The sequence below is a fragment of the Pseudomonas sp. Irchel s3f19 genome (assembly GCF_900187555.1).
Lineage (GTDB): Bacteria > Pseudomonadota > Gammaproteobacteria > Pseudomonadales > Pseudomonadaceae > Aquipseudomonas > Aquipseudomonas capeferrum.
The window spans coordinates 310683-334235 of record NZ_FYDW01000006.1; the positions used below are offsets into that span (position 1 = coordinate 310683).

The window sequence follows — 23553 nt, forward strand, 5'->3', positions numbered from 1 at the left end:
TTTGTGAGGTCACACGGGTGTTACATGCGGTGTTGTAAAGCGGCGCGGGTTTACAACTGGTCGAAGTCGAGCACCACCTTGTCGCTCACCGGGTAGGTCTGGCACGACAGCACATAGCCCGCCGCCACTTCGTAGTCTTCCAGCGCATGGTTGCTGTCCATCTCTACCTCGCCCTCGATCACCCGGCACTTGCAGGTGGAGCACACGCCCGCCTTGCACGAGTAGGGCAGCTCGGCGCCAATGGCATTACCGGCGTCCAGCACGTTCTGGCTGTTGCGCGGCAGGTCGAACGACAGGGCGCGGCCATCGCTGATCACGGTGATATGGCTGAGCGCCGAATCCACCTGGCGCGCCGCCTCACGGGCCTCGCGGCGTGCTTCGCTGCCAGCGGCGGCAAACAGTTCGAAATGGATGCGCTCCTTGCCCATGCCGTTGGCCTGCAGGCTGTCGCGCACGGTTTCGGTCATCGCCTGGGGGCCGCAGATGAACGCCGCGTCCAGCGTGGTGACGTCCAGCCAGCGGGCGAACAGTTGGCCGCACTTGTCGGCATCGATCCGGCCGTTGTACAGGTCGACATCCTGCTGCTCGCGGCTGAACACGAAAATCAGGTTCAGGCGGTCCAGGTAACGGTTTTTCAGGTCTTCTAGCTTGTCGCGGAACAACGCACCGGAGCTGGAGCGGTTGCCGTACAGCAGGGTGAAGCGGCTGTGCGGCTCACTGGCCAGGGTGGTGGCGATGATCGACAGGATCGGCGTGATGCCGCTGCCTGCGGCCACGCCCAGGTAGTGGCCATGACGGGCAGGGTCCAGCGGTACGTGGAAACTGCCGGACGGCGGCATCACTTCCAGTTGCTGGCCAGCCTTGAGCACGTCATTGGCAAAGGCGGAGAAACGCCCGCCCGGCACGCGCTTGACGGCTACCCGCAGCTCGCCATCCTGAACCGCGCTGCAGATGGAATACGAGCGGCGTACTTCCTCGTTGTCCAACTGGGTACGCATGACCAGGTACTGGCCCTGGGTAAAGCTGAATTGCGCCTGCAAGTGCTCAGGCACGTCGAAGGCGATGGATACCGCGTCGCGGGTCTCGTTACGCACTTGCTTGATGGTCAGGCTGTGAAACTGGCTCATGGTGTTCTCCACGGCTCAAATGCATTTGAAATAGTCGAACGGCTCCAGGCACTCGCGGCAGCGGTACAGCGCCTTGCAGGCCGTGGAGCCGAACTGGCTGAGCAGTTCGGTGTGGGGGCTGGCGCACTGCGGGCAGCACACCTGGGGCGCTTCACCGAGCAAACTGCGCTTGCTGGTGCTGCCCACGGGCGGTGCGATGCCGTAGGCGCGCAAGCGTTGGCGGCCCAGCTCGCTGATCCAGTCGGTGCTCCAGGCCGGGGTCAGCCGCCGCTCCAGCGCAGGGGCAGCAAAACCGGCCTGTTGCAGCGCGTCACGGATGTCGGCCTCGATCACCTCGGTCGCCGGGCAACCGGAGTAGGTCGGCGTGACTACCAGGTGCAGGTGGCCGGCGCGCCAGTCGAGGTCGCGGACGATGCCCAGGTCGACCACGCTGACTACCGGCACTTCCGGGTCCATGACCTGCTCCAGTACTTCCCAGGCCCGGGCCAGGTCATCGCCGCGGGCCGCACGGGCGCCGAGGTCGCTGGCAATCAGCTCACCAGGTTGCATCGGGGTAGGCCCGTGGCAGGAACTGCATTTCGGCTAGCAACAGCCCCAGGTGCTCGGTGTGCAGGCCTTTGCGGCTGTCCAGGTAGAAATGGCTGGCCGCCTTGGGCAGCGGCAGTTGCACCGAATCGAAAATCGCTGTCACCTGCTTGAGCCAGGCCGCACCGACGCTGCGCGGGTCGGCAGCAATGCCGGCATCGGCCAGGCGCACTTCGTTTTCGCTGCCTGCCGCCAGTTCGACGGTGAAGCGCCACAGCGCGGGGATCGCATCGAGCATGCGCCGACGGCTTTCGTCAGTGCCGCCGCCCAGGCGCTGCACCCATTCGCCGGAGCGCCGCAGGTGGTAGGTGACCTCCTTGAGTGCCTTGGCGGCAATGCCGGCGATACGTTCGTCGCTGGACGCGGCCAGGCCCTGCAGCACCGGGTAATGCCAGGCGTCATAGAAGAACTGCTTGGTCATGGTCACGGCAAAGTCGCCATTGGGTTGCTCGACCAGCAGCAGGTTGCGGTAGGCGCGTTCGTCGCGACGCATGGCAAGGGCGTCGGCATCACGGCCGTCATCGAGCAGCTCGGCGGCGTACTCCAGCCAGTTGCGGGCCTGGCCGACCAGGTCGAGGCCGACGTTCATCAAGGCCAGCTCTTCTTCGATGGCCGGCGCATGGCCGCACCATTCACAAAGGCGCTGGCCCTGCACCAGGGCGGTGTCGCCCAGTAGCAGCAAATACGGGATAAGCGTTTCTGTATGCATGGCCAACCTCACATGTGTCCGACTTCGTCGGGCAGTTCGTAAAAGCTGGCGTGGCGGTAGACCTTGTCGTCCGAAGGGGCGAACAACGGGTCTTTCTCGTCAGGCGAGGAGGCGGTGATCAGCGCCGAAGGCACCACCCACAGGCTCACGCCTTCGCTGCGGCGGGTATACAGCTCACGGGCATTCTCGATGGCCATGGCGGCGTCGGCGGCATGCACGCTGCCGACATGCTTGTGGTTCAAGCCGTGCTTGCTGCGCACGAACACTTCGTAGAGGGTCCAGACAGACATTTTCAATCTCCGCATCAATCGCCGCTCAGGCGGCGTTCTTGTTCTGTTGCTTGCGCGCATAGGCCACGGCGGCCTCGCGCACCCAGGCACCGTCCTCGATGGCCTTGCGCCGGGTGGCGACACGCTCCAGGTTGCACGGGCCGTTGCCCTTGATGACTTCGTAGAACTCGTCCCACTGGATTTCGCCGAAGTCGTAGTGGCCGCGGGCCTCGTTCCACTTCAGGTGCGGGTCGGGCGCGGTGCAGCCGAGCAGTTCGAGCTGTGGCACGGTCTGGTCGATGAAACGCTGGCGCAGCTCGTCGTTGGTCTGGCGCTTGATCTTCCAGGCCATCGACTGGGCGCTGTTGGGGGAGTGCTCGTCGCTTGGGCCGAACATCATCAGCGACGGCCACCACAGGCGGTTGATGGCGTCCTGGACCATGTCCTTCTGCGCCTGGGTGCCGTGGCGCATCATGGTCAGCAGCAGCTCGTAGCCCTGGCGCTGGTGGAAGCTCTCTTCCTTGCAGATCCGGATCATGGCGCGGGAGTAGGGGCCGTAGGAGGTGCGCTGCAGCACCACCTGGTTGACGATCGCGGCGCCATCGACCAGCCAGCCTACCGCGCCCATGTCGGCCCAGCTCAGGGTCGGGTAGTTGAAGATGCTCGAGTACTTGGCCTTGCCGCTGTGCAGCTTGGCGATTTCTTCGTCACGGTCGGCGCCGAGGGTTTCCATGGCGCTGTACAGGTACAGGCCGTGACCGGCTTCGTCCTGGATCTTGGCCATCAGTTGCAACTTGCGCTTAAGGCTTGGGGCGCGGGTGACCCAGTTGCCTTCGGGCAACATGCCGACGATTTCCGAATGGGCGTGCTGGGAGATCTGCCGGATCAGGGTCTGGCGATAGGCCTCGGGCATCCAGTTCTTGGCTTCGATCTTGATCTCGGCGTCGATCTTTTCCTGGAAGTTGCGCTCTTCAGGCGACATCTCGTCCAGCGACTTGACGCGTTTTACACCGGTTTCGACTAGCTGTGCGTACATGTTCTGACTCCTGCCTCAGGGCTGGGTGGGGCATGAGTCATTTATAAGCGATACAAAACACAACATCAAACAGATTATTAGGTATCAGATAATATTTTTGTATCGGATTGCCGCGAAGAAGTGCCCACAGCGGCTGCTATGTGCTTGTTGGGAGATAGGGTGATGGCGGCTAGGTGCCTGTCTTGGGTTTGGAGGTGGGGCGGAGATCGAGCGCCGCCCGCGCGGCGCTCGATCTGATAGGCACTGAAAATGCCAAGCCAAGCACCTGGTGGCCCCGGGGAAAAAAGGATTCAGCGCTGAACGATCAGCCAGCCAAGCGCTTGTCGTAAACGTGGCATGCCTTGCCTTCGGAGCGCTTGAGCGTGCCGCAAGGCTGCAGCCGCACTTGGGTGCTGATGCCGATGTAGGTCTTGATCTGTTTGCTCAACTCAGCCACCACCCATTTGCGCTGCGCCTCGTCGAGTACCTGGCATTCGCCACGCAGCTCCACGTGCACCTCGACACTGTCCAGGTTGCCATTGCGATACAGGTGTATCTCATACAGCTCTGAAAGCTGTTTTATTTTAAGCACCTGCTCTTCGATCTGCGTGGGGAATACGTTGACCCCGCGGATGATCAGCATGTCGTCACTGCGCCCGGTGATCTTGCCGATCCGCCGCATCGGCCGCGCCGTACCCGGCAACAGGCGTGTCAGGTCGCGGGTGCGGTAGCGGATCATTGGCAGCGCTTCCTTGCTCAACGAGGTGAACACCAGTTCGCCAAGCTGCCCGTCCGGCAACACCTCACCGCTGACCGGGTCGATGATCTCGGGGTAGAAGTGGTCTTCCCAGATGGTCGGCCCGTCCTTGGTTTCCAGGCATTCCATGGCCACCCCTGGCCCCATGATCTCCGACAGGCCATAGATATCCAGGGCATTGATGCCCAGGCGCTGCTCGATCGAGCGGCGCAACTCGTCGGTCCACGGCTCGGCGCCGAAGATCCCCAGGCGCAGCTTGAGGTCGTGCGGGTCGATGCCCTGGCGTTCGATCTCGTCAGCCAGGTTGAGCATGTACGAGGGCGTGACCATGATGATGTCAGGCTGGAAGTCGCGGATCAGTTGCACCTGCTTCTCGGTCTGGCCGCCCGACATGGGGATCACCGTGCAACCGAGCCGTTCGGCACCGTAGTGCGCGCCCAGGCCGCCGGTGAACAGGCCATAGCCATAGGACACGTGCACCTTGTCGCCCTTGCGCCCGCCGGCCGCGCGGATCGAACGGGCGACCACGTTGGCCCAGGTGTTGATGTCGTTCTGGGTATAACCGACCACGGTCGGCTTGCCCGTGGTGCCGCTGGAGGCGTGCAGACGCACCACCTCTTCCTGGGGCACGGCGAACATGCCATAGGGGTAGTTGTCGCGCAGGTCGTTCTTGCCGGTAAAGGGGAACCTGGCGAGGTCTTCAAGCGCGGTAAGGTCGTCTGGGTGGGCGCCGCACTCGTCGAAACGCTGGCGGTACAGCGGTACATTGTCGTAGGCGTGCTTCAGGCTCCAGCGCAGGCGGTCCAGCTGGTGCTGGCGCAGCTCGTCGACACTGGCGGTCTCGATCGGGTCAAGCAGGGCGCGTTCGGCATCGTGGTACATGTTCATGGCTTCACTCGAATTGTTCTTGTACGTAGGCGCTAAGGCCTTGAGTGTCATGCGGGCAGCATACTGCCCGTGTCGTGTTCAGTCTCAGGCCATTGGTCTGATGTGCTCAGAGGCGCTCGATGACCAGGGCAATGCCTTGGCCAACGCCGATGCACATGGTGCACAAGGCGTAGCGGCCGCCGCGTTCTTCCAGCTCGTGCAGGGCGGTGGTCACCAGCCGTGCGCCGCTCATACCCAGCGGATGCCCCAGGGCGATAGCGCCGCCATTGGGGTTGACGCGCTTGTCGTCGTCAGCCAGGCCCAGCTCGCGCAGCACCGCCAGGCCTTGGGCCGCAAATGCCTCGTTCAACTCGATGACATCCATGTCGGCCAGGCTCAGGCCGGCCTGCGCGAGTACCTTGCGGGTCGCCGGGACCGGGCCGATGCCCATGATGCGCGGCTCGACCCCAGCGGCGGCCATGCCGAGGACCCGGCCGCGCGGCTTCAGGCCATGGCGGCGGGCCGCATCAGTGCTGGCGAGCAGCAGGGCGCAAGCGCCGTCGTTGACGCCCGAAGCGTTGCCTGCTGTCACGCTGCCGCCTTCACGGAACGGCGTGCCGAGCCTGGCCAACTGGTCCAGGGTGGTGTCAGCGCGGGGGTGCTCATCATGCTCGACACGCTTGGCCGGGCCTTTGCGCTGGGCGATCTCGACCGGCACGATCTCCCGTGCCAGCCGGCCCCGGGCCTGGGCGGCGGCCGCCTTGTGCTGGCTGCGCAAGGCGAAAGCGTCTTGGTCTTCGCGCGAAATACCGAACTGCGCGGCGACATTCTCGGCGGTCTCGGGCATCGAGTCGATGCCGTACTGCGCCTGCATCAGTTTATTGACGAAACGCCAGCCGATGGTGGTGTCGAACAGCTCGGCGCTACGGCCGAAGGCCTGCTCTGACTTGCCCATGACGAAGGGTGCCCGCGACATCGACTCGACGCCACCGGCCAGCATCAGCCCGGCCTCGCCGCAGCGCAGGGCGCGGGCGGCGCTGCCGACGGCATCCAGCCCGGAACCGCACAGGCGATTAAGGGTGGTGCCCGGCACGGCATCGGGCAGGCCGGCCAGCAGGCTAGCCATGCGTGCCACGTTACGGTTGTCTTCGCCCGCCTGGTTGGCGCAGCCGAGGATCACGTCATCAATGGCGGCCCAGTCGAGTTCGGGGTGGCGGGCCATCAGCGCCCTGATCGGCACGGCCGCGAGGTCGTCGGCGCGCACGCTGCTTAACGCGCCGCCATAACGGCCGATCGGCGTGCGCACGGCGTCGATGATCAACGCCTGGTCGAAGGTCTGGTCAGTCATCCTGGGTCTCCTGCGGCAACACCGTGCCGCGCACTTTGTAGGATTTTCCGTGGAACAGGGCAATCAGTTCGCCGCGCTGGTTTTCCAGGCGCACGTCATACAGGCCGGTGCGGCCCTTGCGGGTGAGTTCGCTGGCGGTAGCGGTGAGCACGTCATGCTCGAACGCCGGCGCCACGTAGTCGATGCTGCAGCCCAAGGCCACGGTGGCTTCGTCGTAGCTGTTGCAGGCGAAGGCAAACGCCGAGTCCGCCAGGCTGAACAAGAAACCACCATGGCAGCTGCCGTGGCCCTGAATCATGTCGGCGCGCACCGGCATGCTCAGGCGGGCCTGGCCGGGGCCGACGTCGAGCAGCCGAGCGCCCAGGGCCTGGGTGGCGCGGTCGCGGGAAAACATTGCATCGGCGCAGGCGCGTGCCAGTTGCTCGGGGGTTCGTTGGGCTTCAGTCATGCAGTCGGCCTCCTTGGGCATGCACGCGGCGCAGCAGCAGCGAAGGGCGGTAGCGGGTCTCGCCGTAGCAGCGCTGCAGGTTGTCCAGCACGCGCAGGGTGTAGCCGATGCCGATCTGCTCGGCCCAGGCCAACGGCCCGCGCGGGTAATTGACCCCGGCGCGCATGGCCAGGTCGATGTCGGCTGCCGAGCCTACGCCTTGCAGCACGGCATCGGCAGCTTCGTTGGCGAGCGTGGTGACGGTGCGCAACACCACCAGGGCCGGCAGGTCGGCGACCAGACAAACCTTCAGGCCCGCCTGGCGCAGCAACGCCACGGCGTGTTCGCGCGCCTCGCGGGTGGTGTCGGGGCAAGTGCTGATGGCAATCCGTTCGGCCTTGCTGTAATCCAGCGCGAGGTCCACCAGCACCAGGTTTCGCAGCCCATCTTCACGCGCGCGCTGGCTGGCCAGGCGGCCGTCAGACAACGCCAGGGTGGCATCACCTACCCGCAGCAGGCCGCTGCCCGGGCGCTCGGTGACCTGGATGCCGCTGGCCTGGATGCGCTGCAGCAAGGGCTGCATCACGCCCAGGCTGCCTTCGACCACGCAGCACTCGACACGCGCCGCGCTTTGCACCTCGGCGGGCTGCGGCCGCAGCGCACCTTCGCTGTAATCGTAGAAACCCTGGCCGCTCTTGCGCCCAAGACGGCCTGCATCCACCAGCTCTTTCTGTACCAGCGAGGGCTGGAAGCGGAAGTCACCATAAAAGGCGTCGAACACCGAGCAGGTCACGGCGTAATTGACATCGTGGCCGATCAGGTCGGTCAGCTCGAAAGCGCCCATGCGGAAACCACCGGCGTCACGCATCAGCGCATCGAGGCTCGCGCAATCAGCGGCGCCTTCCTGGTACAGGCGCAGGCTCTCGGCATAAAACGGCCGCGCCACCCGGTTGACAATGAAGCCCGGCGTCGAACGCGCATGCACCGGCTGCTTGCCCCAGGCCGTGGCCGTGTCGTACAGCGTGGCAGCCAAGGCGGGGGCGGTGGCCAGGCCTGAAACGACCTCGACCAACGCCATCAACGGCGCAGGGTTGAAAAAGTGCATGCCGATCACCCGTTCGGGCCGCCGCAGGCCGGCGGCCAGGCTGGTGATCGACAGCGATGAGGTGTTGCTGGCCAATATGCAGCTGTCGCTGCACAGGGCTTCGAGCTGCTGCAAGAGTGCCTGTTTGACCTGCAGGTTTTCGACGATCGCTTCGATTACCAGTTGCGCATCGGCCAGTGCTTCGAGCGCTTCCACGGGCCGCAGGCGCGCGCTGATCGCCTGGCGTGCGGTAGCGTCGAGCTTGCCTTTTTCGACCAGGCGGCCGAGCTGGCGGTCGATGCCTTGCACGGCCAGGGCCGCAGCGCCTGGGCGATTGTCATACAGGCAAACCGGATGCCCCGCCTGGGCGGCCACCTGGGCGATGCCGGCCCCCATCGCACCGGCGCCGATCACCGCGACCTGGGCGTTACCGTTAAGTGCACTCATGTCAGCACCCCTTGAAGGCCGGTGCGCGCTTGGCCATGAACGCCGCGACGCCTTCGCGGTAGTCCTCGCTGCGCCCGGCCAGGCGCTGCAGGTCACGCTCAAGTTCGAGCTGCTGGTCAAAGTGATTGTCGTAACTGGCGTTAAGCGCACGCTTGATCAGGGCCAGCCCGTAAGTCGGCTGGGTCGCCAGCTGGCGGGCGAGGGCCAGCGCCTCGTCACGCAGTGCGGCGTCGTCGACCACCCGGTGGATCAGGCCCCATTGCTCGGCTTTTTCCGCACTCAGGCGTTCACCGAGCATGGCTAGCGCCTTGGCCCGAGCCATGCCGACCAAGCGCGGCAGTTGCCAGGTACCACCCGAGTCCGGCACCAGGCCGATCTTGCAGAACGCCTGGATAAAGCTGGCCGAGCGGGCCGCAAGCACCAGGTCACAGGCCAGCGGAATGTTCGCGCCCGCACCGGCCGCCACGCCGTTGACCGCGCAGATGACCGGCATCGGCAGGTCGCGCAGGGCGCGCACCAGCGGGTTGTAGAACGCCTCGATGGACTCGCCCAGGTCGGGCACTTGCGCGCCAGGCGCGACGTTGCGGTCAGACAAGTCTTGCCCGGCGCAAAAGCCACGCCCTTCGCCAGTCAGCAGCAACACGCGTACCTGCGGGGCTTGGCGTACCTGCTTGAGCGCCTCGCGCACTTCCTTGTGCATCTGCGTGTTGAAGCTGTTCAGCTGGTCAGGCCGGTTCAGCGAGAGGAGGGCGACACCGTCCTCGATGGAAAACAGGATGTGCTCGAAAGCCATGACAGGCTCGCTCCGTCAGTCGGTGGGGAAGAGGGGGTTACTGGCCCAAGAAGTGCGCCGGGCGTTTTTCCTGGAAGGCGCGGATGCCTTCGTCGCGGTCGACGGTACCGGCCAGCAAGGTGAACGCGTGGCGTTCGAAGCGCAGGCCGGTGGCCAGGTCGGTGTCCCCGGCCTTGAGCAGGGCTTCTTTGGCCAGGCGCACGGCCAGCGGTGCCTTGCGGGCGATGCTGGCCGCCACTTGCAGGGCGCGCTCGACGGCAAGCTCGGGCTGCGTCAGCTCGCTGACCAGGCCGGCCTGCTGGGCCTGCCGGGCGGTGATCGGCTCGCCGGTCAGAACCATCTGCATGGCCAGCGGCTTGCCGACCGCGCGCAACAGCCGTTGTGTGCCGCCCGCACCGGGGATGATGCCCAGGTTGATTTCGGGCTGGCCGAAGCGTGCGTCTTCGCCGGCGATGACGATATCGGCGCACATCACCAGCTCGCAGCCACCGCCCAGGGCGAAGCCGTTGACCGCTGCAATCAGCGGTTTGGCAAAACTGGCGATGCGCTGCCAATGGGCGACACGCGGGTCATTGAGGATGCCGACCAGGTCGCGCTCGGCCATTTCACGGATGTCGGCGCCGGCAGCGAAGGCCTTGCGGCTGCCGGTGAGCACTACGGCGAGGGTTGCCGGGTCGCGCTCGGCACTTTCCAGCTCGGCCGCAAGCTCGGCGAGCAGTTCGGTACACAGCGCATTGAGGGCTTCGGGCCGCTGCAGGGTGATCAGGCGGACGCCGTCCTCAGGCGCCTGCACAACGAGATAGCGAGGCATGTCGGTTTCCTCAGGCTGCACGCACGGCACGTGGGCCGGCATTTATTGGAATTGTCTGCAGGGGCAGGGGAAAACACTGAGGCCTGCCCGGGTGAGGTCCAGTATATGCCTTTTCTGATACAGAACAGCAATAGCAAAGATTGCATTACGTGTCCCTTAATGCGAGATATTCCTTCAAGCCAGGCCCGGATTAGGCTTTTAAAGCCCAGCAAATACAGCGTTAAAGTCCAATTTTATGGGCTGGGAGGTGCACCTTAAAAAGCGATACAAAGAATCAGCAATTGACGGTGACATTTATCGTGATACATGATCACCCCACTAACTGAATCATTTTGAGAGGTGTGACATGCCTTGCTATCGGCTGGACGGCCTGACCCCCGTGATCCACCCAACGGCGTACGTACACCCGACGGCCGTGCTGATCGGCGATGTGATCATCGGCCCGCAGTGTTACGTCGGCCCCCTGGCGTCATTGCGCGGCGACTTTGGCCGCATCGTGCTGGAGGAGGGTGCCAACCTGCAGGACACCTGCGTGATGCACGGCTTCCCGGGCGGCGATACGGTGATAGAGCGCCATGGCCATGTGGGCCACGGCGCGGTTTTGCACGGCTGCCGGATAGGCGCCGATGCCTTGGTGGGCATGAATGCGGTGATCATGGACGGCGCACACATCGCGCCACGCTGCATCGTCGGCGCCACGGCTTTCGTCAAGGCTGGCTTCGAATGCCCCGAGCAGAGCCTGGTAATGGGCGCGCCGGCACAGGCCAAGCGTACCCTCAGCGATCAAGAGGTCGCCTGGAAGCAACGCGGCACAGCCGAATACCAGCGTCTGGCCCAGCGCTGCAGTGCTGCCCTGGTCGAATGCCCGCCCCTGAGCGAAGTCGAGGCGCAGCGCCCACGCATGGGTGATTGCGGCTTTCGCCCCAAAGGCGAGGCGCAGGCATGAGCCTGGTGGTGACTGGCAATGGCCAGGCGGCACGGCGGGCAGGTATAGTCGGGGCTCCATCGGCTTACAGTTCCCTCATGAGCAGCCTTGCCCCCCTCAATACCTTGATCACCCGCTTCCAGGAGCAGACGCCGATCCGCGCGAGCTCGCTGATCATCACCCTGTATGGCGACGCCATCGAGCCGCATGGTGGCACGGTCTGGCTGGGCAGCCTGATCAACCTGCTGGAGCCGATCGGCATCAACGAACGGCTGATCCGCACCTCGATCTTCCGCCTGACCAAGGAAGGCTGGCTGACCGCCGAGAAAGTCGGCCGGCGCAGCTATTACAGCCTCACCGGCACAGGCCGGCGCCGTTTCGAAAAAGCCTTCAAGCGTGTTTACAGCGCGAGCCTGCCAGCCTGGGACGGCGCCTGGACGCTGGTGTTGCTGTCGCAGCTGGAGGCCAGCAAGCGCAAGGCCGTGCGCGAGGAACTGGAGTGGCAGGGCTACGGCGCCATCGCCCCGAACGTACTGGGCTGCCCGCGCGCTGATCGTGCCGACCTGGCGACCACCTTGCGCGAGCTGGACGCCACTGACGACAGCATCGTCTTCGAAACCCACACCCAGGAAGTACTGGCCTCCAAGGCCATGCGCGCCCAGGTGCGGGAAAGCTGGCGGATCGAGGAACTGGGTGAGCACTACAGCGAGTTCATCCGCTTGTTCCGACCGCTGTGGCAGGCGCTCAAGGAGGAGAATGAACTCGATGCCCAGGACTGCTTCCTGGCGCGCACCTTGTTGATTCATGAGTACCGCCGGCTGCTGCTGCGTGACCCGCAGTTGCCGGATGAGCTGCTGCCTGGGGACTGGGAAGGCAGGGCTGCTCGCCAGTTGTGCCGTAACCTCTATCGGCTGGTGTGGGGCAAGGCGGAAGCGTGGCTGGGGACCGCACTAGAGACGGCAGATGGGCCGTTGCCGGATGTTAACGAGAGCTTCTACAAGCGGTTTGGTGGGCTGGGCTGAGTCAGGGCAACGCATAAACCTTGAACAACCGCCTGGCCGTGTCGCTCACACCGTCGAGGTATTTGACGTAGGCCTGCTCGATTTCGCCCGACCGGTACATCTCGCTCAGCACCGTATCGACCAGCAACCGAAAGTCATCATCGCCGCGCGTGATCATCAGCGAAACCGGCGCATATTCGTAGATTCGGTCGAGCAGCAATAGGCTGCCGTCCGGATAGCCCGACGCGATGTGGGTCTTGAGCAGGATACGGTCGGCAAAGAACGCATCGGCACCGCCCTCGGCCACGCGCCGTACGCCTTCCTCATTGCTCTTGACGCTAACCAAGGTCGCGATCACCCCAAGCAGCCGCATCTGCTCGCCAACCCACTGCTGCGTGGCACTACCCGCCAATACGGCATAGGTCTGCTTGGCCAGGCCCCGATTGACCGTGGCGCGCCAGGTCGGCCCGTCATGCGCCACCTCACCGTTGAGCGCCTTGAGCAACGGCTCAGGTGACTGCTTACGGACCACGGCCGAGAGCCCCGCGGTATACACCGGCAGCGAAAAGCTCACTGCTTTGCGCCGCTCGAGCGTCTGCGGGGTCGGCGTGCAGAGGATATCGACTTTGCCCGAGCTGACCGCAGCAACCGCTTGGGTAATTTCCACGGGCTGAAACCGCACCTGCAACGCGGGTTGCTGCAGTTCGGATTTCACCCGTTCACTGATCTTCAGACAAAGATCAATGGCGTAACCCTCGACGGTATCGCCGTTCAGGGCACTGAACGGTGCTGACCCAGGCAGGTAGCCCAGCGTCAGGGTATGACTGCTGCGCACCCGCTCCAGGGTATCGGCCCAGGAAACAACCGAAACACCAGAGAGCGCACCCGCCAGCAGCAGGCGCAAAAGCTTCGCTGACAACGGCTTCATTGCTCGCGCCCTCCGCTCAGGCCGGCAGCTGGCGGGTAGACGAAGCGTTTGGCGAGAAACCCGTACAGCAGGTAGCCAAAGGCGAGCACCAGCAACCCGCCAAACAAAGCCTCCATGCCGCAGGCATATAGCGCGTAAAGCGAGTAGGACACGGCAATCAGCAGCACAACCAGGTTGCGCGAGTACACCGTTGGCGAGACGTTGGCCTTGTACATGATCACCAGTAGCCCGGTCAGCGCTGTCACGTAGGGGATCAAGTTGGTCACTGCAGCAAGGTTCACCAGCTTGCTGAATTGCGCACTGGCATTGGGTGAAATGGTCGACACGGCCATTGAAGTCTGCAACAGGCCGCAGACGATCATGCCAATAACCGGCGCCCCAAACCTGTTGAGCTTGCTAAACAGCTTGAGAAAGAGGTTCTGGTCGGCGGTCATCTTGGCAGTCTGGGCCAGGGTGAACTGCCAGCCCAGCAGTGAGCCGACACAGGCCATGACCGCCAAGGCCATGACGATATTGCCCACCAGCGGGCTGAACATCTTCGCGTAGACCAGCGCGAAAGGCGCTGACGCGTTGGCCAGCTCAGCGTTGGGGATGATGCCCTGGATGACCGTGGTCGAAAGCACGTAGACCACCGCCGCCCCCAGGGTGCCGAAGAGGCACGCCAGCGGCACGTCGCGCTTCGGGTTCTCGACCGCATCAGACGCCTGGGCTGCCGACTCCATGCCGAGAAAGGCCCACAGGGTCAGCGGTATGGCCTTGCCGATGGCCTCGGAAAGCGGCAACGCATTAGGGTTCCAGGCGGCCTGGAGCAGGTCGGGCTTGAACCAGAACCAGCCGATGATACTCAGCCCCGCAACGGGGATGATGACACCCCAGACCGTGATTGCACCGATCTTGCCGGTGATGTTCGGGCCGCCAAAGTTGGCGACGATGGTCAGCCAGATCAGCCCCACGGTGCCGATGAACAGCGGCACGGCACCGGTGCCCAACCAAGGCACGAACGCGGTCATGTAGCCCACCGCAGAAATTGCCACCGCCACGTTGGCGATCGCCAGCGACAGAAAGTACAGGTAGGAGCAGAGAAAGAAGCCTGATTTTGCGTGGGCTTCTTCGGTGTAGGCCGACAGGCCGCCAGAGCGCGGGCAGAAGATCCCGCATTGAGCAAAACAGTAGGCAATGGCCATCGAACCAATCGCGGTGAAGGCCCATGACAACAGCGACACCGCGCCCAGTTGCGCCATGTTGGTCGGCAGCATGATGATGCCCGACCCCATCATGTTGACCGTCACCAGCGTAGTAAGGCCCATCAGGCTCATCTTCTTGCTTGGGTCCGTCATCGCAAACTCCCTTTCAAGGCTTGCTGGCTGGCTGCGGATGTTCTGGCTTGGCAGGGTCGGCGTACCACTGCTCCCTCGGCACCCACTTGGCCTGCAGCGGGTCGCCGAGGTAGTGGGGCGACATGATCTGCACGCCGAACTCGTTGAAAACGTCCTGGATATTGGCGTGCAGCAGGCTGAGGAGGAGGGCGCGTGGCCTGGGCTGCGATGGAACGGCCTGGGCCACTAGGCGGTACTCCGGATAAAAATCCGAGCTCCCCTGCGACCCGAGGTTGGGCTGCTTCCAGCATAGTCGGGTTTCTGGCCTGCCCGGCATCACCGACAGGTGACCATCAGCAATCTATAACGTTAATCGTGGTGTCCCTTATTAGAGTTAAAACTTAAGATTGTGAGCTTTATGCTCATCGTAACAAACCGTAATGCGTGCTATGGTTTACCTTATGAGACTTAATGTTAGTACTGGTAGACTTTATGGATGACTTTTTCCCCGTCGCCTGCGTCGATACTCTTAGTAAAATAGGGCTTCTGGTGAAGGCAAGGCGCCTGTCGCTCGGTTTGCGTCAAACAGACCTCACAGCAGCAATCGGCGTCTCCGCGCATACCCTTCGCAAGATCGAAGGCGGCTCCGCACGCGTGGACCTGCGTTCTTTCATGCTGGTGTTATGGCGCCTGGGCATCAGCGACACGGTCTTCGCCTCGCTGGAGGGCATTGAAAGAACCTCCCAGATCACCCGCTTCAGTGATGACGACGATGCCCACCAGAGCCTCGCATCCCGCCGCGTGCGGCTGGCAAAACCCAAGCCCGAGGAATTCTGATGTCCCGTGCCTACATCTATATGGAGCACCCCGAGACGGGTGAGGTCATCACCCTTGGCCGGCTGACCCTCAAAGGCAAGCTCGGTGAGTTCCTCTATGCGCCTGACCATGTGGCGCAGGGCGGCTGGGTACCCGACCCCATCAATTACCCCCTGCGTGCCGAGCCCTACACGGGGATCGCCAAGAACCGCGGCATACCCGGCTTCATCAATGACGCCATGCCTGATGGCTGGGGCGAGCGGCTGCTGCATAGGGCGTACGGCCAGGAACTGGGCACCCTCGATTTCTTGCTCAAGTCACCGAACAACGACCGCGTCGGCAACCTGATGGCCGGCGGCGCAACCACGCCCGCACCTGGCCTGGGCGACGGCGCGGTACCCACCTTGAAAGGCCTGGCGAAATTCGTCGCCGCGTGCGAGGCGGTGTACGACGGCCAGCTCGACGCCGAGTCGGTAGCAACCCTCAACGTCCGCCAACAGCGTTCCGCCCTGGGCGGCGCGCGCCCCAAACGCACGCTGCAGGACAATGGCATGTTGATACTGGCCAAGCCCCGTGATCGCTACGACCACTACGACCTGCCCTCCATCGAATATGCCTGCATGACCTTTGCAGCAGGGCAGGGCTTGAACGTGGCAAAAACCGCGCTGCATGCCGAAAACCCTTCAACCTTGCTGATCGAACGCTTCGACCGCACGCCAATTGCGCAGGGCGCCCGACGCATTCCCATGCTCAGCGCATTGACCCTGCTGGATTCGGAATGGAACGGCGCACACCATCGGGATTGGCGCTACGCCGCCGTAGCCGATGAAATGCGCCGGCGGGGTGTGCCCGATGCTGATCTGCAGGAGCTGTTCAAACGCATGTGCTACAACGCCCTGGTGGGGAACTCTGACGACCATCCACGCAACCATGCAGTGATCTGGGTGGCAGGCGGGTGGCGTCTGTCGCCGATGTACGACGTACTGCCCATGCTCGAAGAAGGGCCGGCACAAACCTTGGCTATGGCTGTTGGCCGTGAGGGCAGCCAGATCAGCCGCGCAAACCTGCTCAGCCACCACGCTCACTTTGCCCTGACGCGGGAGCAGGCCGAGCAAGTACTGGAGGAAGTGGCGGGCTGGGAGCCGGCATTGAAGGCGCATTACCAGCATTTGCTTGCGGGGGAAGACCTGAGGATGGCGTGTGAGGCGGCGAGTTCGGTGCGGATGCTCAGCTGATCGCTACTTGGTCTTCCAGTACTTCTGCATTTCCAGAAACAGAAAGGAGGCCGTCCAGGTGATCATCACCAGGCCCGTCAGCGCCTGCAGGCCTGTGAGGTATTTGAGGTCGCCACTTGGCGCGATATCGCCAAAGCCGATGGTGGTGTAGGTGGTGAATGAGAAGTACACGCAGTCCATGAATGTGCCATCGAAGTTGCCGCTCAGCGCACCCCACCCTTTGGCATTGGCCATCAGGTAATAGGCCAGGGCAAAGCACCAGACTTCCAGTGCGTGGGCCGCCAACGCGCCGAACACCCCGATGACGATGCGAAACCGGCTCCAGAGCTTGAGCCGCGGTAGCCAGTCGTTCAGGCGTAGCAGGCATTCGTAATGAATCACCACCACCAGCATCACGACCAGCGCGTTGATCAGTGTGACGGTTAACATCGACGGCTCCCCTGTGGCCCTGACAGAAGTTTGGCCGATAAAGGCCATCGTGTCGGTTCTACGCTTGAACATCACGGGGTGATTGATAAAGGTCAGTGAGTGGCCGCTCTTATCGCGCTGGCTTCTGTCTCCAACGATCAGCACGCGCCCTGCGACCAAGGTCGAATCCTTGACTTCAGATTCCCTTCAGATTGACCACTGATACTCACCCCATCAAGCCCAAACGGGGGGAGTTTCATGACCCAGTCTCAGTGGAGCAGCCTGCTCCCATTGCCTATCGGCAGCCACGTCGACAATCACGCCCACTTGTCGCTTCATCTGCACAAGGACCCTGGCCGCGATGAGCTGGAGCACTTCATTCATCAGTGTTTTGCCAGCGTGCACCACGCTGATGTGTACCATTACCTCCCAGAACTGCTGGCGCTGCATGACAGCCATGGTCGGCTGATTGCTGCCGCAGGCTTGCGCCCGGCCAGCAGCGGGCCGCTGTTTCTCGAGCACTACCTGGATGAGCCGCTGGAAGCTGCAGTTTCACGCGTAGCGGGCTGCCCCCTTGAGCGTGAGTGCATGGTCGAAGTCGGCAACCTGGCCTCGCTCAGTGCCGGTAGCGCGCGAATCATGATCATAGCGGTGACCTGGTTGCTGGCCACACGGGGCCTGAAGTGGGTGGCATTCACCGGCGCGACGACACTGATCAACAGTTTCCAGCGCCTGGGATTGGTGCCATCGGTACTGGCGTCGGCCGACCCGGCTCGGCTGAATGGGCAGGTGGACCAATGGGGTACCTACTACGCTCAGCATCCGCAAGTCTTTGCCGGCAGCATCGGTCATGGCTTCGATGCCTTGAGCAAGGCTGGAGTGTTCCAGCGCCTGGGATTGCCAACGGCCTTTCAGGAGGCTGGCCATGCCGCATGAACTGGAGCGCTTTCATCAACTGCTGGTCACGTTTGCCCGCGATCACGCTGACGCCATTGCCGTGCAAGGGGCGACCGAGCGCTTCACCTACAGGCAGTTGCTGGCAGAGGTGGGGTTACGCACCCACAGCTTGCGTACGTGTTCGCCAGGCCCTCTGGTACTGGCGCTGGATAACAGCCCGCAGTTGCTGTTCTGGGATTTGGCGGCGCTGTTTGCCGAGCGTCCCTGTGTAATCGTCCCGTCGTTCTTCAGTGTTGCCCAGTTCAGCCATTGCATTGAGCAGAGTGGTGCCAGCCATGTGCTGTGCGACCCGCAATGGCACGGTACGCTCGCCGAGCTGGGGTTCGCTCAGCAGGACGTGTTCTGGGTTCGCGAGGCAGAGCCCGCTGCAGCGCTGCCTGCCGGCACCGCCAAGATCACCTACACCTCCGGCAGTACGGGCAAGCCCAAAGGCGTGTGCCTGTCTGTCGAAGCCCTGTTGCGTGTCGCCCGGGAACTGGAGGTGGCCAGCCGGCCCAGTGAACCTCAGCGTTACCTGGCGGTGCTGCCGCTTGGTGTGCTGCTGGAAAACCTTGGTGCCTACGCCGCATTGATGGCCGGGGCGAGTCTGCTGCTGTACCCCCAGGCGCAACTGGGCATGGGCGGTGCAAGCCAGGTCGATTTCAAGCGCTTGCTGGGGGCTGTCGCCCTGAGCGGCGCGCAGAGCCTGATTGTGGTGCCACAGCTGTTGATGGGGCTGATCACTGCCATCGAGCGCGGACTGATGCAGGTGGGGGCGCTACGGTTCGTTGCGGTCGGCGGTGCCCGGGTGGCGCCCAGCTTGCTGGCCCGCGCCGAAGCGATCGGCCTGCCGGTGTTCGAGGGCTATGGCCTGTCCGAGTGCGCTTCGGTGGTGGCCTTGAACCGGCCGGGCGCAGCCCGCCGAGGCAGTGTCGGCAAACCGCTGCCCCATGTGCAGGTGCGTATCGCCGAGGACGGGGAGGTGCTGGTGGCGGGCTCGGTGTTGCTCGGCTATCTGGCGGAACCACCTGTTTGCGATAGCTGGTGGGCCACTGGCGACCTCGGCCATTTCGACGAGGAGGGCTACCTGTACCTCGATGGCCGCAAGAAACACCAGTTCATCACCAGCTTCGGGCGCAACGTCAACCCGGAGTGGGTGGAGGCCGAACTGACCCAGAGCGGCGTGATCGCCCAGGCGTTCGTGCATGGCGAGGCCCTGCCAAAGAACCTCGCATTGCTCTGGCCGCTGGACCCCGCTACCCCCGACACCCTCATCGACCAGGCTGTGCAGCATTGCAATGCCTTGCTGCCGGACTACGCCAGGGTCCATGCCTGGCGTCGCCTGCCGTGCCCCTTGTCCAGTACCGAAGACACCCTGACCGCCAATGGCCGCCCGCGCCGCGAGGCCATCCTGCGGCGTTACCACTCCCTGTTATCCGATATCCCGTTGTGAGGTCTGCCATGTCCTTTTTCGATACCCTGCAAATGCAAACCAGCCAGGAGCGTCAGGCCCTGTTCGCCGTACCGATCATACGCGATGCGTTGGCGGGGCACGTCAGCCTCGACAGCTATGTGGCCTTCCTGACCCAGGCATACCACCATGTACGCCATACCGTGCCGCTGATGATGGCGTGCGGGGCGCGCCTGCCTTCGCGCCTGGAATGGCTGCGCGGCGCCGTCTGCGAATACATCGAGGAGGAGTACGGCCACGAGCAGTGGATCCTCAATGACATCAATGCCTGCGGTGGCGACTGGGAAGCGGTACGTGACGGTCGCCCGGCACTGCCGATCGAGCTGATGGTCGCCTACCTTTACGACATGATCGCCCGCGGCAACCCGGTCGGGCTGTTTGGCATGGTAAATGTGCTCGAAGGCACCAGCATTGCCCTAGCCACCCAGGCCGCCGGCACGATCCAGAGCACGCTGGCGTTGCCCGACAGGGCCTTCAGCTACCTCAGCTCCCATGGCGCGCTGGACCAGGATCACATGGTCACCTACCGGCAATTAATGGACCGCCTTGATGATGCTGACGACCAGCGGGCTGTGATCCAAGCGGCCAAAGTGGTTTACCGGCTGTATACCGATATGTTCCAGGGGCTGCCGCGTGCGGGCCTGCAAGAGGTGCGTCATGCGCTTGCCTGAGTGTGTAGTGATACTCACCGGCGCCAGCGGAGGCATCGGCCTGGAACTGGCCGAGCAGTTGTGCGCAGCCGGTGCCCGGGTACTGGCGGTGAGCCGGCAGATGGGCAAACTCGCCGGGTTGATGAACCGTTATCACGACAGGCTGCTCTGGCAGTCGGCCGATCTGCGCAGCCATGAGGGGCGCGAGCAGGTGCTTGCCCGTGCCCGGGAGATGGGCGGGGTCAACGTCCTGATCAATGCCGCGGGCGTGAACCGTTTTGCCCTGTTCGATCAGATCGACGAGCAGGCGCTGGACGAGTTGCTGGACATCAACCTCAAAGCCGCCCTGCAACTGACGCGTGTGTGCCTGCCGCTGCTGCGCGCACAACCCAGGGCACTGGTGGTCAACGTCGGTTCCACCTACGGCTCGATCGGCTACCCCGGCTATGCCACCTACTGCGCCAGCAAGTTTGCCCTGCGCGGCTTCTCGGAGGCGCTGCGCCGCGAGCTGGCCGATACCTCGGTGAATGTCATGTACGCCGCCCCCCGGGCAACACGCACCGCGATGAACAGCACCGCTGCCACGGCGCTCAACAAGGCCCTGAAAGTCGGCATGGACGACCCGGCAGATGTGGCCCGCGCTGTGCTCAAGGCCGTGCAGTCAGAGCGCAGGGAGCTTTACCTGGGCTGGCCGGAAAAGCTCTTCGTGCACATAAACGGCATGTTGCCCGGCGTGGTCGACCGTGCATTGCGCAAGCAACTGCCGGTGATCCGTCGTTACCTCGCTAGCCATTCCAAGGAGTCGATCAAATGAAACGTCTGTTCATCGCTGGCCTGCTGGCGTTCGCACCGCTCACCTGGGCGCTGGACCAGGCCGGCAGCCAACAATTGGCTAACTTGCAGCAGCGCTGGGCGCAGATCCAGTACCAAACGCCTAAAGACAAACGCGCCGATGCGTTCGAGAAACTCGCAGCCGACGCTTCTACGCTGGTCCATCAGCACCCGGGCTCGGCCGAACCCTTGATCTGGGAGGGCATCATCAACAGCAGTTGGGCGGGTGCCATCGGCGGCCTGGGGGCGCTGGGCAAGGTCAAGTCGGCCAAGGCCAGCCTCGAGGAGGCGATGAAACTCGACCCCAATGCCCTGCAGGGCTCGGCTTATACCAGCCTGGGCACTTTGTACGACCAGGTGCCGGGCTGGCCCATCGGGTTTGGTGACAGCGACAAGGCAGACACTTTGTTGCGCAAGGCGCTGCAAGTGAACCCCAACGGTATCGACAGCAATTACTTCTGGGCCGATCATCTGTCCCGGCAAAAACGCTACGCTGAAGCCACCGCCGCCCTGGAAAAAGCACGCCAGGCGCCGCCACGGCCAGGCCGCGAGCTGGCCGACCAGGGCCGGCGTGGCGATATCGATGCTTTACTCAAGGCCATCAAGGACAAACAGGACTGAACATGCGGCTGCTGCTGGTTGAGGATGATACCGCCCTGGGCGAGGGGATCTGCGACGGGTTGCGCCAGGAGGGCTACACCCTCGACTGGTTGCGCGATGGCCTGAGCGGGCTGCATGCCCTGCAACACGAAGTGTTCGACCTGGTGATCCTCGACCTCGGGCTGCCGCGGTTGGGCGGTATCGATCTGCTGCGACGGGTGAGGGCAGGGGGCAACAGCCTGCCGGTGCTGATTCTCACTGCCCGCGATGCGACCGAGGACCGTATCTCTGGCCTGGATGCCGGTGCCGACGACTACCTGGTCAAGCCTTTCGACCTCAACGAGCTCAAGGCTCGCCTGCGCGCCTTGCTCAGGCGCAGCGCCGGCCGGGCCAAGGTGCTCATCGAGCACGCAGGCGTAAGCCTGGACCCTGCCACTCAGCAGGTGCACTACAACGGTGTGCCCGTGATACTGACGCCCAAGGAGTATCGCCTGCTGCACGAGTTGCTGGCGCAACCGGGCAAGGTGTTCACGCGCGAGCGGCTGACCCAGTTGCTGTATGGCTGGGACGAGGAGCCTGAGAGCAACACGCTGGAAGTGAACATCTATCACCTGCGCAAGAAACTGTTCAACGGCCTGATCCGCACGGTGCGCGGTATCGGATATTTGGTCGAGGGCAAGGTATGAGCTCGCTGCGCCAGCGCACGCTGTGGCGGGTGATGGTGCTGATGCTGCTCGGCACCGGCTTGTTGGCGTTGTACAACTATCACGACAGCCGACGCGAGATCAACGAAGTCTACGATGCTCACATGGCTCAGAATGCCCGGCTGTTGCAGGGAGTGATGAACCTGCCGGTGCAGGATGGCAACCGCGAAAAGCTGTATCAGGCATTCAACGAGGCGCTGGGCAAGGCCGGGCGCCACCGTGTGGGCCACCCCTATGAGAGCAAGCTGGCGTTCCAGGTGTGGGGGGAGGGAGCACGGTTGCTGGTGCACACCCCCAGTGCACCGACCCTCGACGCACCGCCTACGGCGGCGGGCTTCTACGATTTTGCCAGCGGTGGCGAACAATGGCGCGGCTTTGTATTACCGGTACCCGAAAAACAGTGGGTGATCTGGGTGGGTGAGCGCGACGACGTGCGTTACGACCTGATCGACCGCATCGTACGCCATACCCTGTTCCCGTTCCTGCTCGGCAGCCTGGGCTTGGCGCTGTTGGTCTGGGCGGCCATCGGCTGGGGGTTGCGCCCGTTGCAGAACATGGCCGATGTGATTCGTGCGCGCCATGCCGACTCCCTCGAACCCCTGCAACTGGTGCCGTTGCCGACCGAGCTTGAGCCCATGCAGGCGGCTATAAATCGCCTGCTTGCGCAGATCGATGACCTGCTGCGGCGCGAGCATCGGTTCATTGCCGACGCCGCCCATGAGATGCGCACGCCACTGGCGATCCTGCGCCTGCATGCGCAAAACGCACAGGCCGCCAGTACCGATGCCGAGCGGCAGAAAGCCCTGGGCTTTTTAATTGGCGGTGTCGACCGGCTGACCCGGGTGGTCAACCAGTTGCTGACCCTTGCCCGCGTCGAGCCGCGCCTCGGTCAGCGCGCCACCCGTGTCGACTTGGGCGAAGTGGTCACCGATGTGCTGGCGGATCTCACACCCTGGATACTGGATCGCGGCCTGGAGCCCTCGCTGGATCTCAGCGAAGGTGACCATGCCCTGATGGTCGACTCCGGAGCGCTGGGCATCGCCTTGCAGAACCTGGTTTCCAATGCGGTAGAGCATTCACCGCCTGGCGGGCGTATCACGGTATCACTCAGGCGCCTGGCCAATCGCTTCGAACTGGTTGTCGAAGATGAAGGGCCAGGTCTAGACGAGGCGAATCTTGTACGGGTATTCGAGCGCTTCTATAGCCGCAATAGCCCCAATGGCGCAGGGCTGGGGTTATCCATCGTGGCCACTATCGTCGAGCGGCTGGGGGGGCAGGTGCGCCTGGAAAACAGGGCCATTGGTGGGCTGGCTGCCATCGTGTCGCTTCCCTTGCAGTGAGCTGCCCGATACTGTCTCTAAGGCCCTTAGGTTCTGTACGAAAAGTATGGTCATTCATCGTTGTGGGAGCGGCGGTGCGGCGATCCGACTTGCCCCGCGATCTGCCGCAACGCGGCAGCAAAGCCTGAGTTCGCGGCTTCTTTGACACCATTT

General features: G+C 63.6%; 25 protein-coding genes and 1 pseudogene. 11 read left to right on the plus strand and 15 right to left on the minus strand.

The genetic code is table 11. The annotated features are described in order from the left end of the window. Window positions 1-50: 50 nt before the first annotated feature. From paaE to paaF, 11 genes are all read right to left on the minus strand, one after another. Complete coding sequence (gene paaE / locus CKW22_RS17135) at window positions 51-1127, minus strand: 1,2-phenylacetyl-CoA epoxidase subunit PaaE (protein WP_095064473.1); 1077 nt, start codon at window positions 1125-1127, stop codon at window positions 51-53. A 15-nt stretch (window positions 1128-1142) separates the two neighbouring features. Further along, window positions 1143-1676, minus strand: coding sequence for a 1,2-phenylacetyl-CoA epoxidase subunit PaaD (gene paaD, locus CKW22_RS17140; protein WP_095064474.1), 534 nt, complete (start codon window positions 1674-1676; stop codon window positions 1143-1145). Then, complete coding sequence (gene paaC / locus CKW22_RS17145) at window positions 1663-2421, minus strand: 1,2-phenylacetyl-CoA epoxidase subunit PaaC (RefSeq protein WP_095064475.1); 759 nt, start codon at window positions 2419-2421, stop codon at window positions 1663-1665. Before paaC ends, paaD begins: the two co-directional genes overlap by 14 nt. Before the next feature lie 8 nt (window positions 2422-2429). Next, window positions 2430-2711, minus strand: a complete 282-nt coding sequence (gene paaB, locus CKW22_RS17150; protein WP_004374528.1) for a 1,2-phenylacetyl-CoA epoxidase subunit PaaB — start codon at window positions 2709-2711, stop codon at window positions 2430-2432. A 25-nt stretch (window positions 2712-2736) separates the two neighbouring features. Continuing rightward, the gene (gene paaA, locus CKW22_RS17155; protein ID WP_033697905.1) at window positions 2737-3726 is read right to left on the minus strand and encodes a 1,2-phenylacetyl-CoA epoxidase subunit PaaA; all 990 of its coding nucleotides are present in this window, start codon (window positions 3724-3726) and stop codon (window positions 2737-2739) included. Window positions 3727-4030: 304 nt separating this feature from the next. Then, window positions 4031-5350: a phenylacetate--CoA ligase PaaK gene (gene paaK, locus CKW22_RS17160; RefSeq protein WP_033697904.1), complete on the minus strand. Its 1320-nt coding sequence runs from the start codon at window positions 5348-5350 to the stop codon at window positions 4031-4033. Window positions 5351-5456: 106 nt separating this feature from the next. After that, window positions 5457-6677, minus strand: coding sequence for a 3-oxoadipyl-CoA thiolase (pcaF, locus tag CKW22_RS17165; RefSeq protein ID WP_033697903.1), 1221 nt, complete (start codon window positions 6675-6677; stop codon window positions 5457-5459). After that, window positions 6670-7125: a hydroxyphenylacetyl-CoA thioesterase PaaI gene (gene paaI, locus CKW22_RS17170; RefSeq protein WP_033697902.1), complete on the minus strand. Its 456-nt coding sequence runs from the start codon at window positions 7123-7125 to the stop codon at window positions 6670-6672. Before paaI ends, pcaF begins: the two co-directional genes overlap by 8 nt. Next, window positions 7118-8635 (minus strand): 3-hydroxyacyl-CoA dehydrogenase PaaH, encoded by a 1518-nt coding sequence (gene paaH, locus CKW22_RS17175; protein ID WP_047583187.1) that lies wholly within the window; start codon window positions 8633-8635, stop codon window positions 7118-7120. Before paaH ends, paaI begins: the two co-directional genes overlap by 8 nt. Window position 8636: 1 nt before the next feature. Then, window positions 8637-9428 carry a 2-(1,2-epoxy-1,2-dihydrophenyl)acetyl-CoA isomerase PaaG gene (gene paaG, locus CKW22_RS17180; protein WP_033697900.1) on the minus strand — a complete coding sequence of 264 codons (792 nt, stop codon included), beginning with the start codon at window positions 9426-9428 and terminating at the stop codon, window positions 8637-8639. Window positions 9429-9465: 37 nt separating this feature from the next. Continuing rightward, on the minus strand, window positions 9466-10239 hold the full coding sequence (gene paaF / locus CKW22_RS17185) for a 2,3-dehydroadipyl-CoA hydratase PaaF (RefSeq protein WP_095064476.1): 774 nt from the start codon (window positions 10237-10239) through the stop codon (window positions 9466-9468). Window positions 10240-10585: 346 nt separating this feature from the next. Here paaF and paaY point away from each other — a divergent pair, with 346 nt between their 5' ends. Both paaY and paaX read left to right on the plus strand, forming a co-directional pair. After that, a complete protein-coding gene (paaY, locus tag CKW22_RS17190) occupies window positions 10586-11185 on the plus strand; it encodes a phenylacetic acid degradation protein PaaY (RefSeq protein ID WP_047583185.1) in 600 nt (199 codons plus the stop codon). A 77-nt stretch (window positions 11186-11262) separates the two neighbouring features. Beyond that, entirely contained in the window at window positions 11263-12186 is a 924-nt protein-coding gene (paaX, locus tag CKW22_RS17195) for a phenylacetic acid degradation operon negative regulatory protein PaaX (protein WP_077068406.1), read from the plus strand. Window position 12187: 1 nt separating this feature from the next. Here the strand turns inward: paaX and CKW22_RS17200 are convergent, their stop codons facing one another. The 3 genes and pseudogenes from CKW22_RS17200 to CKW22_RS17210 form a co-directional block, all read right to left on the minus strand. Continuing rightward, complete coding sequence (locus tag CKW22_RS17200; protein WP_033697895.1) at window positions 12188-13093, minus strand: amino acid ABC transporter substrate-binding protein; 906 nt, start codon at window positions 13091-13093, stop codon at window positions 12188-12190. Further along, window positions 13090-14430 (minus strand): putrescine-ornithine antiporter, encoded by a 1341-nt coding sequence (gene potE / locus CKW22_RS17205; RefSeq protein WP_095064477.1) that lies wholly within the window; start codon window positions 14428-14430, stop codon window positions 13090-13092. Before potE ends, CKW22_RS17200 begins: the two co-directional genes overlap by 4 nt. A gap of 13 nt (window positions 14431-14443) precedes the next feature. Continuing rightward, window positions 14444-14686: pseudogene (locus tag CKW22_RS17210) on the minus strand (mechanosensitive ion channel family protein); the annotation flags it as partial. A 215-nt stretch (window positions 14687-14901) separates the two neighbouring features. On the opposite strand from CKW22_RS17210, the gene CKW22_RS17215 reads away from it, so the two are divergent. Beyond that, window positions 14902-15246 carry a helix-turn-helix domain-containing protein gene (locus tag CKW22_RS17215; protein WP_033700039.1) on the plus strand — a complete coding sequence of 115 codons (345 nt, stop codon included), beginning with the start codon at window positions 14902-14904 and terminating at the stop codon, window positions 15244-15246. Beyond that, the gene (locus tag CKW22_RS17220) at window positions 15246-16460 is read left to right on the plus strand and encodes a type II toxin-antitoxin system HipA family toxin (RefSeq protein ID WP_033697892.1); all 1215 of its coding nucleotides are present in this window, start codon (window positions 15246-15248) and stop codon (window positions 16458-16460) included. Before CKW22_RS17215 ends, CKW22_RS17220 begins: the two co-directional genes overlap by 1 nt. A gap of 3 nt (window positions 16461-16463) precedes the next feature. Here the strand turns inward: CKW22_RS17220 and CKW22_RS17225 are convergent, their stop codons facing one another. Next, the gene (locus CKW22_RS17225; protein WP_095064478.1) at window positions 16464-16889 is read right to left on the minus strand and encodes a potassium channel family protein; all 426 of its coding nucleotides are present in this window, start codon (window positions 16887-16889) and stop codon (window positions 16464-16466) included. Between the two features lie 237 nt (window positions 16890-17126). Between CKW22_RS17225 and CKW22_RS17230 the strand changes: the two genes are divergently transcribed. The 7 genes from CKW22_RS17230 to CKW22_RS17260 are packed head-to-tail and all read left to right on the plus strand — an operon-like array spanning window position 17127 to window position 23400. Further along, window positions 17127-17804 carry a thermostable hemolysin gene (locus CKW22_RS17230; RefSeq protein WP_047583181.1) on the plus strand — a complete coding sequence of 226 codons (678 nt, stop codon included), beginning with the start codon at window positions 17127-17129 and terminating at the stop codon, window positions 17802-17804. After that, window positions 17794-19257 (plus strand): AMP-binding protein, encoded by a 1464-nt coding sequence (locus CKW22_RS17235; protein ID WP_095064479.1) that lies wholly within the window; start codon window positions 17794-17796, stop codon window positions 19255-19257. Before CKW22_RS17230 ends, CKW22_RS17235 begins: the two co-directional genes overlap by 11 nt. 8 nt (window positions 19258-19265) lie before the next feature. After that, on the plus strand, window positions 19266-19946 hold the full coding sequence (locus CKW22_RS17240; protein ID WP_033697878.1) for a TenA family transcriptional regulator: 681 nt from the start codon (window positions 19266-19268) through the stop codon (window positions 19944-19946). Beyond that, entirely contained in the window at window positions 19933-20739 is an 807-nt protein-coding gene (locus tag CKW22_RS17245) for an SDR family oxidoreductase (RefSeq protein ID WP_033697877.1), read from the plus strand. Before CKW22_RS17240 ends, CKW22_RS17245 begins: the two co-directional genes overlap by 14 nt. Further along, window positions 20736-21377 (plus strand): hypothetical protein, encoded by a 642-nt coding sequence (locus CKW22_RS17250; protein WP_033697876.1) that lies wholly within the window; start codon window positions 20736-20738, stop codon window positions 21375-21377. Before CKW22_RS17245 ends, CKW22_RS17250 begins: the two co-directional genes overlap by 4 nt. A gap of 2 nt (window positions 21378-21379) precedes the next feature. After that, on the plus strand, window positions 21380-22042 hold the full coding sequence (locus CKW22_RS17255; protein WP_033697875.1) for a response regulator: 663 nt from the start codon (window positions 21380-21382) through the stop codon (window positions 22040-22042). Next, window positions 22039-23400 (plus strand): ATP-binding protein, encoded by a 1362-nt coding sequence (locus CKW22_RS17260; RefSeq protein ID WP_095064480.1) that lies wholly within the window; start codon window positions 22039-22041, stop codon window positions 23398-23400. Before CKW22_RS17255 ends, CKW22_RS17260 begins: the two co-directional genes overlap by 4 nt. Window positions 23401-23553 lie beyond the last annotated feature (153 nt).

Bases quoted from the DNA above. Each gene is read 5' to 3' on its own strand.
- paaE (WP_095064473.1), bottom strand. From the start codon at position 1,127: ATGAGCCAGTTTCACAGCCTGACCATCAAGCAAGTGCGTAACGAGACC.
- paaD (WP_095064474.1), bottom strand. From the start codon at position 1,676: ATGCAACCTGGTGAGCTGATTGCCAGCGACCTCGGCGCCCGTGCGGCC.
- paaC (WP_095064475.1), bottom strand. From the start codon at position 2,421: ATGCATACAGAAACGCTTATCCCGTATTTGCTGCTACTGGGCGACACC.
- paaB (WP_004374528.1), bottom strand. From the start codon at position 2,711: ATGTCTGTCTGGACCCTCTACGAAGTGTTCGTGCGCAGCAAGCACGGC.
- paaA (WP_033697905.1), bottom strand. From the start codon at position 3,726: ATGTACGCACAGCTAGTCGAAACCGGTGTAAAACGCGTCAAGTCGCTG.
- paaK (WP_033697904.1), bottom strand. From the start codon at position 5,350: ATGAACATGTACCACGATGCCGAACGCGCCCTGCTTGACCCGATCGAG.
- pcaF (WP_033697903.1), bottom strand. From the start codon at position 6,677: ATGACTGACCAGACCTTCGACCAGGCGTTGATCATCGACGCCGTGCGC.
- paaI (WP_033697902.1), bottom strand. From the start codon at position 7,125: ATGACTGAAGCCCAACGAACCCCCGAGCAACTGGCACGCGCCTGCGCC.
- paaH (WP_047583187.1), bottom strand. From the start codon at position 8,635: ATGAGTGCACTTAACGGTAACGCCCAGGTCGCGGTGATCGGCGCCGGT.
- paaG (WP_033697900.1), bottom strand. From the start codon at position 9,428: ATGGCTTTCGAGCACATCCTGTTTTCCATCGAGGACGGTGTCGCCCTC.
- paaF (WP_095064476.1), bottom strand. From the start codon at position 10,239: ATGCCTCGCTATCTCGTTGTGCAGGCGCCTGAGGACGGCGTCCGCCTG.
- paaY (WP_047583185.1), top strand. From the start codon at position 10,586: ATGCCTTGCTATCGGCTGGACGGCCTGACCCCCGTGATCCACCCAACG.
- paaX (WP_077068406.1), top strand. From the start codon at position 11,263: ATGAGCAGCCTTGCCCCCCTCAATACCTTGATCACCCGCTTCCAGGAG.
- CKW22_RS17200 (WP_033697895.1), bottom strand. From the start codon at position 13,093: ATGAAGCCGTTGTCAGCGAAGCTTTTGCGCCTGCTGCTGGCGGGTGCG.
- potE (WP_095064477.1), bottom strand. From the start codon at position 14,430: ATGACGGACCCAAGCAAGAAGATGAGCCTGATGGGCCTTACTACGCTG.
- CKW22_RS17215 (WP_033700039.1), top strand. From the start codon at position 14,902: ATGGATGACTTTTTCCCCGTCGCCTGCGTCGATACTCTTAGTAAAATA.
- CKW22_RS17220 (WP_033697892.1), top strand. From the start codon at position 15,246: ATGTCCCGTGCCTACATCTATATGGAGCACCCCGAGACGGGTGAGGTC.
- CKW22_RS17225 (WP_095064478.1), bottom strand. From the start codon at position 16,889: ATGTTAACCGTCACACTGATCAACGCGCTGGTCGTGATGCTGGTGGTG.
- CKW22_RS17230 (WP_047583181.1), top strand. From the start codon at position 17,127: ATGACCCAGTCTCAGTGGAGCAGCCTGCTCCCATTGCCTATCGGCAGC.
- CKW22_RS17235 (WP_095064479.1), top strand. From the start codon at position 17,794: ATGCCGCATGAACTGGAGCGCTTTCATCAACTGCTGGTCACGTTTGCC.
- CKW22_RS17240 (WP_033697878.1), top strand. From the start codon at position 19,266: ATGTCCTTTTTCGATACCCTGCAAATGCAAACCAGCCAGGAGCGTCAG.
- CKW22_RS17245 (WP_033697877.1), top strand. From the start codon at position 19,933: ATGCGCTTGCCTGAGTGTGTAGTGATACTCACCGGCGCCAGCGGAGGC.
- CKW22_RS17250 (WP_033697876.1), top strand. From the start codon at position 20,736: ATGAAACGTCTGTTCATCGCTGGCCTGCTGGCGTTCGCACCGCTCACC.
- CKW22_RS17255 (WP_033697875.1), top strand. From the start codon at position 21,380: ATGCGGCTGCTGCTGGTTGAGGATGATACCGCCCTGGGCGAGGGGATC.
- CKW22_RS17260 (WP_095064480.1), top strand. From the start codon at position 22,039: ATGAGCTCGCTGCGCCAGCGCACGCTGTGGCGGGTGATGGTGCTGATG.